Annotated in this window: 14 protein-coding genes; 3 read left to right on the forward strand and 11 right to left on the reverse strand. The window is 56.8% G+C overall.

Going from position 1 to position 15391, the window contains the following annotated elements; translation table 11 throughout:
• Positions 1-112: 112 nt before the first annotated feature.
• On the forward strand, positions 113-3013 hold the full coding sequence (locus ACZ5M5_RS12120) for a sensor histidine kinase (RefSeq protein WP_464739083.1): 2901 nt from the start codon (positions 113-115) through the stop codon (positions 3011-3013).
• A complete protein-coding gene (locus ACZ5M5_RS12125) occupies positions 2998-4059 on the forward strand; it encodes an HD-GYP domain-containing protein (RefSeq protein ID WP_464739084.1) in 1062 nt (353 codons plus the stop codon). The genes ACZ5M5_RS12120 and ACZ5M5_RS12125 overlap by 16 nt, the downstream gene beginning before the upstream one ends.
• Positions 4060-4115: 56 nt before the next feature.
• Here the strand turns inward: ACZ5M5_RS12125 and ACZ5M5_RS12130 are convergent, their stop codons facing one another.
• The 11 genes from ACZ5M5_RS12130 to ACZ5M5_RS12180 form a co-directional block, all read right to left on the reverse strand.
• Positions 4116-5189 (reverse strand): polyamine ABC transporter substrate-binding protein, encoded by a 1074-nt coding sequence (locus ACZ5M5_RS12130; protein WP_464739085.1) that lies wholly within the window; start codon positions 5187-5189, stop codon positions 4116-4118.
• Positions 5190-5233: 44 nt separating this feature from the next.
• Complete coding sequence (locus ACZ5M5_RS12135; protein WP_047738985.1) at positions 5234-5575, reverse strand: cupin domain-containing protein; 342 nt, start codon at positions 5573-5575, stop codon at positions 5234-5236.
• On the reverse strand, positions 5572-6996 hold the full coding sequence (locus ACZ5M5_RS12140; RefSeq protein ID WP_464739086.1) for an NAD(P)/FAD-dependent oxidoreductase: 1425 nt from the start codon (positions 6994-6996) through the stop codon (positions 5572-5574). The genes ACZ5M5_RS12135 and ACZ5M5_RS12140 overlap by 4 nt, the downstream gene beginning before the upstream one ends.
• 57 nt (positions 6997-7053) lie before the next feature.
• Complete coding sequence (locus ACZ5M5_RS12145) at positions 7054-7854, reverse strand: helix-turn-helix domain-containing protein (protein WP_464739087.1); 801 nt, start codon at positions 7852-7854, stop codon at positions 7054-7056.
• Between the two features lie 231 nt (positions 7855-8085).
• A complete protein-coding gene (locus ACZ5M5_RS12150) occupies positions 8086-8892 on the reverse strand; it encodes an ABC transporter ATP-binding protein (RefSeq protein ID WP_060742922.1) in 807 nt (268 codons plus the stop codon).
• 29 nt (positions 8893-8921) lie between these two features.
• A complete protein-coding gene (locus ACZ5M5_RS12155) occupies positions 8922-9617 on the reverse strand; it encodes an ABC transporter permease (protein WP_207282921.1) in 696 nt (231 codons plus the stop codon).
• Complete coding sequence (locus ACZ5M5_RS12160) at positions 9617-10330, reverse strand: ABC transporter permease (protein WP_103307809.1); 714 nt, start codon at positions 10328-10330, stop codon at positions 9617-9619. The genes ACZ5M5_RS12155 and ACZ5M5_RS12160 overlap by 1 nt, the downstream gene beginning before the upstream one ends.
• Complete coding sequence (locus tag ACZ5M5_RS12165) at positions 10327-11493, reverse strand: NAD(P)/FAD-dependent oxidoreductase (RefSeq protein ID WP_464739088.1); 1167 nt, start codon at positions 11491-11493, stop codon at positions 10327-10329. The genes ACZ5M5_RS12160 and ACZ5M5_RS12165 overlap by 4 nt, the downstream gene beginning before the upstream one ends.
• Positions 11486-13018 carry an FAD-dependent oxidoreductase gene (locus ACZ5M5_RS12170; RefSeq protein WP_464739089.1) on the reverse strand — a complete coding sequence of 511 codons (1533 nt, stop codon included), beginning with the start codon at positions 13016-13018 and terminating at the stop codon, positions 11486-11488. The genes ACZ5M5_RS12165 and ACZ5M5_RS12170 overlap by 8 nt, the downstream gene beginning before the upstream one ends.
• Positions 13018-13317, reverse strand: a complete 300-nt coding sequence (locus ACZ5M5_RS12175; protein WP_192260579.1) for a (2Fe-2S)-binding protein — start codon at positions 13315-13317, stop codon at positions 13018-13020. The genes ACZ5M5_RS12170 and ACZ5M5_RS12175 overlap by 1 nt, the downstream gene beginning before the upstream one ends.
• 90 nt (positions 13318-13407) lie before the next feature.
• Entirely contained in the window at positions 13408-14253 is an 846-nt protein-coding gene (locus tag ACZ5M5_RS12180) for a transporter substrate-binding domain-containing protein (protein WP_464739090.1), read from the reverse strand.
• Positions 14254-14410: 157 nt separating this feature from the next.
• Here ACZ5M5_RS12180 and ACZ5M5_RS12185 point away from each other — a divergent pair, with 157 nt between their 5' ends.
• Entirely contained in the window at positions 14411-15325 is a 915-nt protein-coding gene (locus tag ACZ5M5_RS12185; protein ID WP_081015451.1) for a LysR family transcriptional regulator, read from the forward strand.
• The last annotated feature ends 66 nt before the right edge of the window (positions 15326-15391 follow it).

A 15391-nucleotide genomic window follows, 5' to 3' on the forward strand; every position in this document is an offset into this window, starting at 1 on the left:
GTCGTGTAGACGGCGAACGATAGAAGAGAGTCCCGTTGGACAGAAACCGAGGATGGGCTCACACTGATGTCACAGTGATATCGTTTGTGCCGCCAACGCAACGAGCGTGCTTATGCAAACAACTTCAAAGAAGAAGAGGGTGAGTTTGCGCAGATGGATCTGGCGAGCATTCGCCAGTACCAGCCTGTTGCCGCTTGTTTTGGTGGAGGGTGTGCTGATCACCACTTACTTCATCACCAACCAGTCCATTCGAAGTTCTCAGATCGAGTACCTGCATCAAAGTGCAACACGAGACATTCAGGTGTCGGTTCAGCAGAATGCATTGCTGGTGCAGGGACAACTTGAGCAGATCCACAAGGCGATCGATCTTTATGCCAAATCCACGGAGCATGAACTCACCGAGAAACAGCACCTCGTGGCAGCATCGCTATCATTAAGTGCCGACGGTGTCCGTTACAGCGCAGCAAACGATGGAGCATCCGCCTCGTTTTATTCGAATGTCACTGCGCCGCAAGATCAGGATCTCTACAAGGTATCCCTGCTGGCCAATCAGGATTTCATGATGAAGCAGTTGAAGGACGGGGATCCTCTGATTGCCAGCATCTATTTCAACAGTTGGGACAGCTATAACCGGATTTACCCCTGGTTCAATACGCTCGAGCAATACCCCCATGATATGGACATCACCCAATACAACTTCTACTACCTGGCCGATGCACAGCACAATCCTGATAAAAAAGTAGTCTGGACGGATGTCTACCTGGACCCCGCCGGCCAGGGGTGGATGATGTCTGCCATTGCGCCGGTCTATAAGGGCGACTTTCTCGAGGGTGTCGCCGGAGTTGATGTCACGGTCGACGGCATCTTGAAGCGAATCGAACAGTTGCAGATGCCGTGGGATGGCTACCTGATGCTGGTCAATGACAAGCTCGATGTCATGGCCGTACCCAAGGCGGGCCAACGTGACTTCTCCCTGCGAGTCGAGAACCAGCCCGCCGCAGAGCCTGTTGAGCGCGAGCGTCTGCAGTCCCCGGATTTAAATCTTACCCGTCATCCGGACCTCGCCAGCCTCAATCAGAACTTACCGGGCCATCCGGGGGGCATTGTTGCCCTGACGTTGAATGGACGGCCTCATCTGGTCGCCTGGAATGTGATTCCCTCCACCGGGTGGTTCTTGCTGGCGGTCGTGGACGAAGCAGCGGTCATGCAGGAAACCAATCTGCTCGCCAGTCATTACCGCGATGTGGGTTATTTGTTGGTCGCGGGGCTGGTCCTGTTCTACGCCTTGTTCTTTGCCTTCATGTGGTGGCGGACACGTAACCTCAGTCGCCAATTGAGCGCGCCGGTGCAGGGGGTTTCACGAATGATGCGAGAGATTGGCCGGGGTAACTGGCAACCGGCGGAGAGCCCCTCCGATATCTCCGAACTCTGGTCAATGTCCAACCAGGCACTGGGAATGGGCAGGCAGTTGGCCCAGGCCGAGTTTGTTCGCAGTTCCACACAGCAGCGTCTAGAGTTGGTCATGGAGAGTTTTGCCGAAGGGCTCTGGGAGTATTACCCCCAGCGGCAGCGTTTTATTCTCAAGGGCGCCCTGTGCCAGCGTTTCGGCTTTGCCGCCAATGAAGTGCCGATGGCGACACTGCTGGAGAACATACCCATTGAAGACCGGCAGACCTTCATGCGGTTTCTGGAGGAGGCCAGGGGTACTGCCAGCGTGGCGCCGGAAGCGGAGTTCCGGATCCGGGACGTGCATGGCAAGTTGATCTGGATCCTTTGCCGGGGGCGCATGCTGGAACCCTCGCGGCTTGAGGATGCCAGTGTCGTGGTCGTGGCGTGTGTCGACATCACGACGCTCAAGCAGACCCAGTTGGATCTGCGGGAGAAAACCCTGGAGGCAGAGGCCGCCAGTACAGCCAAATCCAAGTTCATCTCCAGCATGAGTCATGAGTTGCGAACGCCATTGAATGCCATTTACGGGTTTGCCCAATTGGGACTCATGCAGCCGCCTGACGACGCATCGCAGCAAACGGCCAACCTGCAGGAAATCATCGAGGCCAGCGAGCACCTCATGCAGTTGATGGACGATCTGCTCGAACTCTCCAGTTTGCAGGCTGAGAGGCCTCTGCTGGATCTCAAACCGGTGCATGTGGCGAGCCTGTTATCCAACTGCGCTGACATGGTTCGCCAGCAGATCGCAGCGCAGGGCCAGACCTTGCACACCACCGCTCCTCTGGATACATGGCATGTCTGGGCGGACAAGCGTCGCCTCAAGCAAGTCCTGATCAATCTGTTATCCAATGCAATCAAATACAACCGACCCGGTGGAGACATTACCCTGGGGGCCATGGTTGTCGAGGGGGGAACCCGGCTGCGTCTTTATGTGACGGATACCGGTGTGGGCATTCCCCCGGCGTTGCAGGACGAGCTGTTCAGGCCCTTCCAGCGCTTGGGTAAAGAGAACTCTTCCATCCAGGGCACGGGTATTGGCTTGGCGCTATGTCGGGACCTGGCACTTCTGATGCACGGCAGCATGGGCTTTGAAAGCCACGTCAATGTGGGGTCGACTTTCTGGATCGACATGTACTCGTCGGCTTTTCCCGCACCCGGGAGGGAGTCCAACCTGTCGACGATAGCGTTGCCACGCGTCCTGTTGGTAAGCAGCAACCCCAAGGATGATGAGGTGGTCCGGGAGGCACTGGCCGGTGATTTCGAGTTGCAATGGGTCAACACGTTGCCCGACGCCAGCGTTGTGCTTGATGCCACGGCAATCAGCGTATTGATCGTCGCCACCGCGGACCGTGTGCCTGTGCTGGAGACTTTTTTCCGCGGTTTACGCACGAGGATCGCAGAAACTGCCCTGTCGATCATCGTGGTGCGTGCTGCCGTCGATCACGCCTCGATTAGCCAACTGGAGTGCCAGGCCATCGTGGCTTCTCCCTTGGAGAGGCAGAGTATTCGCCATCTGGTATTGACGCTCGCCACGAAGAGGGCAGATGCATGTTCGCCAAAGTAAATGCTGAAAGCAGGGTTGTCATTATTGACGATGTGCCCACCAATCTCCGGCTTCTGGATTCATGCTTGCGAGCCGTAGGCCTGCGCAACATCACGACCTTCAGCGACTCGGTGCAAGGACTGGATTGGCTGCTTTCGAACGCCTGGGACCTGGTGTTGCTGGACCTGGATATGCCCGCGCTTGACGGCTTCGAGATCCTTGATCGGCTCAATAAACGAGACCGCACTGAGTCACCGGTCATCATCGTAACGGCTTTGAATGACCAGCAGAGCAGACGAAAAGGGCTGGAAAAGGGTGCCAACGACTTCATCTCCAAACCCATCGACCTGCCTGAAGTGCTGCTCAGAGTACGCAATTGCCTGGAGCTGGCGCAGGCGGCGAAGCAGCTGCGCGACGTTAACGTTGAGCTTGAGCGCAAAGTCGAGCTACGCACGGCTCAACTGGCTTCCAGCTACAAGGCGATCAGCAGCAGTCTGAGTCGAGCGGCCAGCTATCGCGACGATGACACGGGGCATCATATTGTTCGTATTGGCGAGTCCGCTGCGTTGTTGGCCAAGGCGATCGGCATGCCCTCTCAATGGTGCGACCTCATGAAGATGGCGGCCCCGATGCACGATATTGGAAAAATCGGCATTGAAGACGCCATTCTGCAAAAACCTGGCGCGCTGACACCGCAGGAAAGAGAGATCATGCAGGAACATGCCCGTATCGGTTATGAAATCCTGCATGACCCGGAGGGTTCTCCTTTGACGGATTTGGCAGCGGAAATTGCCCTGGCGCATCACGAACGTTGGGACGGCACCGGTTATCCCAAGGGATTGCGAGGTAAGGAGATTCCGTTATCGGCAAGGATTGTGTCGATATGCGATGTGTATGACGCCATAAGAATGCCGCGAGCCTACAAACAGGCTTGGGATGTCGAGCGTTCGAGGCGTTTCATCACCGATCAAGCCGGTACCCAGTTCGATCCTTCCCTGGTGGACGTCTTTTGTAATCTCTTTGACGAAATAGATCGCTTGCGCTTGCCCGATGCGCGAGAGGGCTGATGAGACCCGGGAGATGTCGCCGATGATCCGGGTGCCTGCTTCATCGGCGACAGGTTTCATTGCCCGCTTTTAATCCGGCTCCAGACCCGCGTGCGCAGCCGGTCGTTCTCTAATGGCATGGCCTCCAGCACAAAGAGTTTTTTCATCACGCTGTCAGGCGGGTACACCATCGGGTCGTTGCGGATGGCCTTGTCGACCAGCCCCTCGGCGGCGGTGTTGCCGTTGGCATAGTGCACATGATTGCTGATGCCAGCCATCACCTTGGGGTCCAGCAGGTAGTTGAGAAATTCGTAGCCGGCGCCTTCATTCGGCGCATCGGCGGGCATGGCGACCATGTCGAACCACATCGGTGAGCCTTCCTTGGGTATGGCGTAAGCGATCTGCTGGCCGTTCCCGGCCTCATTGGCGCGCGCTGCGGCCTGCATCACATCGCCGGAAAATCCCACGACCAGACACACGTCACCCGTCGCAAGGTCACTGGTGTACTTGGAGTTGTGGAAGTAACTCACATAGGGGCGCACCTTGAGTAGCAAGGCCTGCGCCTTCTCATAGTCGGCCTTGTCCTTGCTGTGATGCGGCAGGCCAAGGTAGTTCAAGGCGATGGGGAGGATCTCGGGACCATTATCGAGCATCGCCACGCCGCATCGGGCGAGTTTCTTCATGTTTTCCGGCTTGAACACGATGTCCCACGAGTCTATCGGTACATCGCCCAGGACCGCCTTGACCTTGGCCACGTTGTAGCCGATGCCGGTGCTGCCCCACAGGTAGGGAAAACCGTAGCGGTTGCCGGGGTCATTGGCCTCCAGGACCTTCATCAGCGTCGGGTTGAGGTTGTGCCAGTTCGGGAGCTTGCTGCGGTCCAGCGGTTTGAGTGCGCCGGCCGTGATCTGCCGGGCCATGAAGTGGTTGGACGGAAACACCACGTCATACCCTGAACGGCCGGCCATCAGTTTGGCGTCGAGCACCTCGTTGCTGTCGTACAGGTCATATTGAGTCTGGTGCCCGGTCTGGGTGGTAAAGTTTTGCAGGGTATCTGGAGCGATGTAGCTGCTCCAGTTGTAGATCCTGACGGTGTCTGCTGCCTGAGCGGTAGACGCGATCAACAGTAACGGAACGATCGACTTCAACATGCGAGACCTCAACCTTTGTTCTAGGCGTTATGGATGAAGGCAGTTCAGAAAATCAGCACGTAGCTCTTGCGAACGGTTTCTTGTACATCCCAGATTCCCGTCGTGTTCGCAGGGAACATCAACGCGTCGCCGGCCTGGATATGTAGGGTCTCGCCACCGTCCGGGGTGAAGGTGCAACGCCCCTGAATGAAATGGCAGAACTCCTGTTGCACGATCTGGCGCCGCCAGCGACCGGGGGTGCATTCCCACACGCCGGCCTCGACGCCGTCGTCGCGTTCGACGCATGCCGTGGCAACCTGTGAAAGCGGCTCGCCCAGCGGTACACCAACAGCGCCAGGCTCACCGAGCGGCAAACGGGCGGTGTCGCGAAAATGATCGATCTTCATGCAAACGGTTCCTTGGACTTCATCAGACGTTCCATGCAACCGGCCAGGCCTTCAGCCATCCGGCGACGCCAGCGTGGTGCATGGAGGTTGGCCAATACCTGATCCTCGTGAACGAAGCTCTGGATAATGGCGTTGTAACCCAGCCAGCGCAGAGGCTCAGGCTCCCATCGTGGCAACGAGGCCAGGGGACGGTCATCCAGCACCCAGGGCTGGCGAGTCAGTTCGTTGTCCTGGCCAAGAATCAACGCCGCCACGGTTCGGCCGCCCAGATTGCTGGCGCCTACACCTTCACCCCCGTAGCCACCCGCCAGCGCGATCCGTTGGCCACGGTCGGCGAGCATGTGCGGGTGAAAGGACCGGGCAACCCCCAGATTGCCGCCCCAGGCATGGGTCAGGCGCACATTGCGCAAGATCGGAAAGAGTTCACTAAACAGGTGTTGCCGCAATGCTCGTTCGGCCTGAGTGAGGTTGAAGTCACTGCGCAGGCGACCGCCAAAGCGATATCCACCGCGGGCGCCAAACACCAGGCGATCGTCTCGGCTGCGCTGACCGTAGGTGACTTGTCGGCTGTTTTCGCTGAACGCCTGGCCACGGCTCAGGCCGATTTCGGCCCATACATCGGCCGGGAGTGGCTCAGTCGCGACGATCAGGCTTTGCGCGGCCAGTTGATGTTTGTTCAACGGGGGCAGGGTGCTGGCATAACCTTCGACCGCCGGCACCACCCAATCGGCGCTCACCCGACCGTGCTCGGTTCGGACCTGGCCTGGCTTCCAGTCGAGCACCGCGCTTTGCTCGTAAATGCGTACACCCATCCGTTCGACGGCTTCGGCCAGGCCCCGTACCAACCGTGCAGGCTGGATGGTCGCGCAGTAAGGTGAGTACAGGGCGCCGTACGCCTGGGCCACATTTAACTGTTCACGCAAAGCCTGAGGGCTCAACCAGCGGTAGTCGTCTTCACCCAGGCCTTGCGCACGGACAGCATCGAGCTGTTCGCGCAGGCGCCGTTCTTGCTCGGGATAACGCGCCGCGCAGTACAGCACGCCACCTTTGCGCAGTTCGCAATCGATGCCTTCGAGCTGGCACACCCGCGCCACCTCGTCGGGGATTGCATGCAGCAGTTGGTAGCCCGCGTGGCGTTGCGCGGCAGGTAAAGGGCCCAGGAGCCGGTCTTCGCCCAGCAGGTTGCCCATCAACCAGCCGCCATTGCGGCCGGAGGCGCCGAAGCCGGCAATCTGTGCTTCAACGATGACGATGTTCAGGTGCGGTGCTTGCTGTTTAAGGTAATAGGCCGCCCAGAGGCCACTGTAACCGGCGCCGATAATCACAACGTCTGCTTGCAGATCCTGATGCAACGCCGGGCGCGGCATCAGCGCCTCGCCGAGTTGCTCCATCCACAAACTCACACCACCCCAGCCAGACATCCCATGCTCCATCGGTTGATTGCCGACAGAGATTAATGCGCTGCGACGGGGGCTGTGTTATCTGCGGGCACGCGCGCAATTGGCTTTCAACCACGCCTTGGGTGTGCAGCCGGTATGACTGCGAAAGGCCTTGTAGAACGCCGAGGTGGAATTGAATCCGGCACTCGCCGCAAGGGCATCGATGGGCGCGTTTTCACCGTGATTGACGAGGCGCTCAAGCAGGTAGGTCAACCGGGCTTGGGTCACGTAGCGATAGAAGCTTTGTCCCAGCACTTGATTCAGCAGGTAAGACAGCTGATTGCGACTGTACCCGGTGGCGCTGGCAATCCGTGCAAGGTCCAGATCCGGGTCGAGGAAGGGCTGCTGGCGCGTAAAATAGTCGGCCAAGTCTCGCGCCATGAACGTCAGCTGACGCGCCGAGAGCCCCAGTTTACTGATGGCGGGCGCGTGGCGCCCAGTCTGGGGCTCGCTGTCGCGCACCAGTGAGGCATATTCGTTTATACGAAGGATCAGGCCATCACATACCGTGATGGCTTCACTGGTGCGAAAAACCACCCGCTCGCCACTGCCTTTGAGCGCTGTCTGGTACTGGATGAATGCGGTACAGCCATCTGCACGGATGCGGTCGTTGTGTTCAAGATACTCATCGGGATGACGCGGCAACGTGCTGGTGATGTAAGCGCGCAACTCGGTCAGGCCCATGCTGCGGTTCTGGAAGAAATCGTTGTACTGCACTTGCGGGTGATACATCGCGAGAATCGCCTCCAAGTCGCGGTGTTTCCACGCCATGTGGTAACGCAGCACCACTTCGAGGGTCAGCGTTGTCTGTTCGGCGGTATCTGGCGGAAGGAGAGGCATTGGTTGACCGGCGTGACGACTGGGGCTGGCGCCAGTCTAGCCCTGCAGTGGCTCACTGAACAAATACAGTGGCCTCATACCTGAGCCCGCCAACGGTATATCTACTTTCCGAACGTTACTCGCTATGGTGAGCGGATCGTGTGGTGATTTTTGTCATATTTCCCTCACGCCCCCCGCACACCAGGCAGTCTCGCTGGGCGACTGCCTGGCACGAATACGTCATCTACTTAATCAATGAGCTGCGCTTTCGTTGAAGCGGCGAACAAACTGATCGAACCGTTCATTGACCCCTCCTGCAAAAAGTTGCTGGGGCTGCCCTTGGGCTTCGATGCGCCCTTGGTCAAGGAACAGAATCCGATTAGAAACATCGCGGGCAAAAGCCATCTCGTGCGTGACGATCAACATTGTTCGACCTTCAGTCGCGAGATCGCGCATGACCTTGAGCACCTCACCCACCAGTTCCGGGTCCAAAGCTGACGTCGGTTCATCGAACAGCAGCACGCGAGGCTTCATCACCAGAGCGCGTGCAATGGCCGCTCGTTGCTGCTGCCCACCCGATAGCTGTGCTGGGTATGCATCGGCTCGATGTGTCAGGCCAACGCGCTCCAGAATCGACAGCGCTTCGTCACGGACCTCAGCCTTTTTTCGCCCTTGGACATGAACAGGGGCTTCCATCAGATTTTCCAGAACGGTCATATGACTCCACAAGCAGAAGTTCTGGAAGACCATGGCGACCTGGGTTCTTAAACGGTCCACTTGTTTGCGGTCAGCAATATGGGCGTCCGAAGCGCCTTGTTTCAGCTTTACGCGCTCCCCAAAAACATCAAGTGATCCTGCGGAGGGAAGCTCCAGCAAATTAAGGCAGCGCAGGAACGTCGACTTACCCGATCCAGAGGCTCCAAGAATCGAAACCACTTCGCCTTCGCGAGCAGTAAAATCGATACCTTTCAACACTTCGATTTCACCATAACTTTTACGCAGCCCCTGAGTCGCGATAGCAGTGGCGCGAGCCGATGACTCGTTAACAGCAACAGACATTAAATGCTCCTTCCCAGCGCTCGGCAGGGTTAATTGCGGCGATAGGCAAGATGTTTATTGAGTCGGCTCTCGATGACCGAAAACGCCAGACTGATGAGGAAGGTCAGCGTCAGATAGAGCGCTCCCGTGACGGCGAACACTTCCATGACGCGGTAGGAGGAGGAGATCAGCTTGTAAGCAATCCCGGTCACCTCTGTCAGAGTGATGATGCTCGCGAGCGATGTGGCTTTGAGCATGAGAATCACCTCACTGCCGTAAACCGCAAGCCCTTGGCGAACCGCGATTGGCCATACGACCCTGCGCCGCAGCAACAGCCCGGACATCCCACAGGATCGGCCAGCTTCGATCTCTCCAAGGGGAACAGCCTGCAATGCCCCACGGATGATCTCTGCTGTATATGCCGAAGTGTTGAGCGCAAGCGCCAAAACCGCACACCAATAGGGTTCACGCAAAAAAGGCCAGAGAAACGACTGACGCAAACCAGGAATCTGACCTAACCCGTAATAGATCAAAAAGATCTGCACTAACAACGGGGTTCCTCGGAATAGTTCGATGTGGGCATTGCCTATCCACCGAAAGAGCCGAAAGCTGCTCCCTGCCGCAGCCGCCACCAGGATCGACAACGCAAAGCCCACTGCAAGCGCCATTGCCGAAAGCTGAAGAGTCAGCGGTAAGCCTGTCAGTAACTGCTGAAATACATCCGTTAGAAAATTCCAATCCATCATCAACGACTCCACGGTCTGGCAAGACGTTTTTCCGTGCGGCTCAGCAGTGATCCAGTTAAACGGCCAATGATGAAGAACATCGCAGCTGCCACGCCGTAAAACAGCAACGGTTCACGTGTTGACCCAGCAGCAGTAATTGATTGGCGAAGTAACTCGGTCAGACCAATTACCGATAGCAGAGCGGTCTCCTTCAATACCGACTGCCAGACGTTCCCCAATGCAGGCAATGCGAAACGCAAAGCTTGAGGGGCGATGATTCGGCGCAGCAGCAAGAAGTCGGACATACCACACGACAACCCCGCTTCTATCTGTCCGCGATCAAGTCGAAGAAAACCTGCGCGATAAGCTTCGGTCTGATAAGCGCCGGATACTATTCCCACCGCCAATACGCCGATGGCAAATGCCGGTAGGGAGAAAAAGCCAGGGAACCCACTCATGTTCATGACTTTGGTGAACGCTACGCTGCCGCCAAAATAAAAGAGGTAAACGATGAGGATCTCCGGGATGCCGCGAAAAACTGTCGTATAAAACGTACCCGCAGCACGCAGAATCCTGCTTCTCGAAAGTTTCAATGCGGCACCGATGACCCCTAGCAAACTGCCGAGGGCGAATCCGCTAACAGCAGCCGCTAGGGTGATACTAGCGGCAGTCAGTAATGGCAAACCCCACCCATGGGGGCCGAACCCAATCAATTCAAAAATACTCAGCGTCATTGTTTTTGGCCTTGTAGTTGCGCAGAGGGAGAAGAGGTAAATCGTGTCGTGCTGAAAGGTTCGATCAGCGGGTGGACTGAACCGCTGATCAACGAATGAGCGACGGTTTCACCTACAGCCGGTGCTAATTGGAAACCGTGCCCGCAGAAGCCAAACACGTGCCATAGCCCTTTGTGCGTGGCACTCGGCCCTATGTAGGGGACGCCGTCCGGCGTTGCTCCTTCGAGCCCTGTCCAGGTGCGAAGCACAGGCACACCTGCCAATACAGGAAAGGCCTCAAGCGTCGCGGCGGCGCTGGATGCCATGCGATCCATGACGGTGAAGGACGTCCCGTCGTCCAGGCAGGGCTTGCCAGATATGCCGCCACCGATGACCAATGACCCCACCGCGCTTTGCTTGAATGACAGTGGTCGATCAATGCCTATCACCACGGGTTCGATAAATGGCTTTACCCGAGCAGTCACCATCATGCTGAGCGCCAACACCCTCATGGGAAGCTCGTCCCCCAATGACGCCGCAACTTGCGAACCCCAAGCCCCTGCGCAGTTGATAACCCAATTGGCCTCAATGAGTCCTCGTTCGGTTCGCGCCGCCCAGCGCCCACTGGAACATTGATCGAGCGCCTTGACTGCACATCTCTCATGGATCACCACCCCGGCTGTTTCCGCCGCTCGCCGGAACGCCTGTGAAGCGCTGGCAGGATTGGCATGACCATCACCCCGGGAAATGAGGCCTCCCAATGCGGAGTCGGCTAAGCCAGGAAGCATCTGATGCAGTTCATGAGCGTCTATGAACTCTTCGCTGGTGTAGCCCCGACGCATCATTTTTTGATGCCGGTCACGCACCCATTTCATCTCCGCATCGTCGAGCGCAAGAGCAATCTGGGAAGAGCCGAGTTGCACCTCGCAGGCTAGTGCTTGCTCATGCCCAACGATGCTTCCGAGATCCTTCCACATCTCCATGGCACGAATGGAAAGCGGGTATTCCCGAACATCTCTCATCAAAAGGCGAAGTCCGCCCGCGTTGACACCTGAAGCATGGCGACCCGGTAAGCCCTTATCTATGAGGGTCACTTTCCAACCCGACCGGGCAAGGAACAAACCAATTGAGCACCCTTGCAGTCCACCACCGATGATCAGAACGTCATCTGTTCGCTTATTCATGGGCGTGCACCTCAACTCCGTCGACAGGCTTATCTTCCAAGGAGACGATTTGCGCTAGATCGGGATCCACACCTGTGAGATTTGCCAGTGCGACAAGGGGCAGAGGGCGCAGAGGGGGACGAGCCCTGAAAGGGCTTGGGGAGGCAGTACCGGAATCTTCAGCCAGGAGGCGGGCGACGGTCACTGCGCAACTACGTCCCTGGCATGGTCCCATCCCACAACGCATGATGCCCCGCAGATGGTTCATGTCAGTAGCACCGTTATGAATCGCTGACCGAATATCACCGGCGGTCAACTCTTCACAGCGGCAGACTATCGTGGAGTCTTCAGGAAGTTGTGCGGCGATACCGCGAGGAAAGGCTTTATCAATGAATGGGCGAGCGGAGAGTGTCCGAGCGACGTGAGAAGCTCCTTTAACCAGCTCACTTCTTAGGTTTACTCCAAGAAGCTCGGCCACGATGCAGGCAGCAACCTGTCGTCCATGGGCGATTGCCGCGTCGGCTCCGCCAATGCGTCGAGCATCACCGGAAATCCAGATGGCACAGGGACGTTCCGTCAACGAAGGGCCCGCAGCTAACTCTGCTCGACCATCTTCAGTCGTTTTAGGTTTCCAGCTCGTGTCATCGTGTAGCCATTCCATCGCCAGCCCAGCGCACTGGGCAACGTCGGTCGCGGGTACGATGCCATCGTGTACCACCAAAAGATCACAAGGCAGTTCAATAGTGCGCCCGGCGACAGACAGGCTGACCGATTCAACTTTGTCACGTCCGTAGGCCTTGAGATCAGATACCCCTGTGCGCATGGTGATACCAGCGAGCTTGAGGCGAGAGAGCCATCCAAACCCTTTGGCGAGAGGAGCCATGGCACTGAGTTTGATCGAGCCAACCGCAGCGAGCTTGTCGCGTATCGTGTCGGTACGACCAATCAAACTAGGTCTGACGCCAAGCCTGCGCAGTTGCTCGGCCAACAGCAAAATGAGTGGGCCAGTTCCGACCAATACCACTCGGCCATCTGGCTGTAACCGCCCAGCCTTGAGCAACGTTTGTACGGCGCCTGCCGTCATTACGCCTGGCAAGGTCCAACCTGGAAACGGCATCGGGCGTTCCATGGCGCCATTGGCTACGACTACTTGTCGCGCCCGCAGATACCCGGCAGAGTTACCGCGTAGCCATCCTACAGTTGCCTCCGCGCGAAGCTCCCACACCGTTGTTTCGGGTCGGTAATCGATGGCAGCTACGGAGCGGAACTCCTCTATCAGCGCTTGTCCTGCGAGATAGGTAGGACCCAAGGCATTCAGCAGCTTGTCAGTCGATGGGCGGGCGAGAAGATTGGATTCGAGAGCGCGAAAAATCTGCCCTCCAGGCGTTGGCTGCATGTCGAGCACAATGACCTTCAGGCCAGCTTTAGCGACTCCGATTGCAGCGGACATTCCCGCTGGACCTGAGCCGATAACAATGACATCCGCATCTAGAGCACGAGGGTTGTCTGCTGCTGGAGCACGAGACTCTTGCGATAAATCAGGCATCACACCCCCCACTCAATTGATGCCACACCTTGTTGGGTGGTGACTCTCATGCCGTCTTCAACGATCTGGAGACAGGCCTGCCGGTTGCCAATGCCGTTGACCTCGACCAGACAGTCGAAACAGTGACCGATCATGCAATAGGGCAGTCGAGCTGAACCTGTGACAGGGGTGGTGCGAAATGCCGATATCTCAGCCCTCAACAAACACGCCGCAAGCGTTTCGCCTGTGCGAGCGGTGATCGCCTGGTCATTAAAATAAATAGTGATTGTTGCCTCGACGGCACCCACGGGGATAAACATGCCTGTACCTGCCAGGATGAAATTGTGAAATTGCGTTTGATGGGCAAGCGGCTGAAAACCTCTCCCGTTTGCCGAGAGAGGTTTTCTGGATCAGTCTTTTGTCGAGATGTCCGTGCCGAACCATTTCTCAGTCAGCGCTTTGTTGGTGCCGTCGCTGTTGACTGCGGTGATGGCAGCATCAAATGCCTGACGAAGGGCTTCATCGCCTTGTCGCAGCGCTATGTTGGTCGTCCCTTGGCCCAAGACGCCGCCAGCGAAGGTCGGCCCGGTAGAAACCAATACGCCTTTGTTCACCTCTATGACGGGCTTAAAGGTCGTGACGTTCGCGACGCCGATATCCAGACGGCCATTAGCCAAATCCAACGCGAGTTGTTCAAATGTCGGGTAATCACGAATGTCCAAACCTTTGAAGTACTCTCGTACAAAATTCGACGCAGTCGACCCGGTCTGGACACCGATTACCTTGCCCTTGAGTTTGGCTTTTAGCGCATCAATCGCAGCTTGTGCGCTGGCTGGCGAGTCAGTCAGATCGTAGCTATTGCCCGCATCTGCCAGGCTTTTCAGCTCATTGTCTGAAGTCGTGAGAAAGCCATTAGGTGCTTTGGCGTACGATTTAGAAAACGCGATGACCTTTTTGCGTTCGGCAGTAACGCCCATCGAAGCGATAATCGCGTCATATTTACCAACTGTCAGGCCAGGAATAATTCCGTTCCATTCTTGGCTGACGATGGTGCACTTGACCTTCATTCGTTCGCATAACACGTGGGTCAGCTCGATCTCGTAACCGGTCAGCGAGCCATCGGCATTCGTATAATTCCAAGGAGGGTAGGCGCCCTCTGTTGCAACTTTGATTTCGCTTGGCAAAGCCTGAGCACTGGCTATACCTACAAACATTGGCATTAGCGCCAAAGCGAGCCACGCACGGTTTTTCAACATTTCCATCTCCCTGCTTTATTCAGGTTATTAAAAGGGCAGATAGCGAAAGGATTTGAATCAATTACTAGTCGTTGTGGATTCACTATACCCACGGATCAGGAGGTGCTACAGACGTCATCTAGTTGACCTGAGCGAAAGCTGAACTTATGCTTGGATTATGAGCAGATCACTTATTCCTTCACTGAATTGGCTTCGTGTCTTTGAGGCCGCTGCCAGACATCAAAGCTTCTCGAAGGCCGGGCAAGAGTTGAGCATGACGGGTGCTGCGGTAAGCCAGCAGGTCCAGTCACTAGAGGCCAGTCTTGGCCGTCCTTTGTTCGAGCGCTCGGCGAACCGAATTCTGCTCACACCAGAAGGCAGGGATTTTCTTCCCACCGTACAACTCTCCATCAGTGCAATGGAAAGCAAGGCGGCGGCGCTCTTTTCCCCTCAACGTATTCAACGTGTGTCGTTGCAGGCCAGCCATCTGATGTCGATGAGCTGGCTTCCTCAAGTGCTTGCGGACTTTGAGCAGGGTAACCCCGGTATTCGGGTCGAACTCTGGATGGAAGGTGCGCAACAACGGAACATGGAACCTGATCTAGCGATAAAATTCGGTGAAGATCCTGATTTAGTGCGTCATCCTGGCCGTCTGATGGGACTTTCCTACGTAGCCATGTGCCGCAAAGCCGACGTGCCTGGGCTGACATCACTGGAAGCCCTGCTGAAATATCGGCTGCTGGAAATGGTGCCGCATTCAATGGGATGGATGGGGCTGCTCAATCACAATTTTGGCCCAATGCGTGCTCACAGTCTGAAGTTGGAACCCGTAGATACGACCCCTCTAGCCTTCATGATGGTGAGCCAAGGACTAGGACTCGCTATTGGTCCCGTTCCAGTTTGTCTGCCTTTAGCGGATTCGCTTGGGTTAGAGATATGCCCGCTCATTCCCGTGACTCCCGGACCAGGGAATTACTATCTTGAACATCCCGCAAATCAACCTCGCAGCGCCGCAGTACTGAGGTTGGAGCAAGCGCTCCATGAAGCAGCCCAGCGCTCGATGAAGATGTTGACCGTCGTAGCAGCAGAGTGAGCATGGCATCACCTGGATGCATGGCCACTGTCCGCTCCTGGCCGGAGGCTGCCAAAGCCCGAGGCG

This window comes from Pseudomonas sp. Van50 (genome assembly GCF_055390755.1).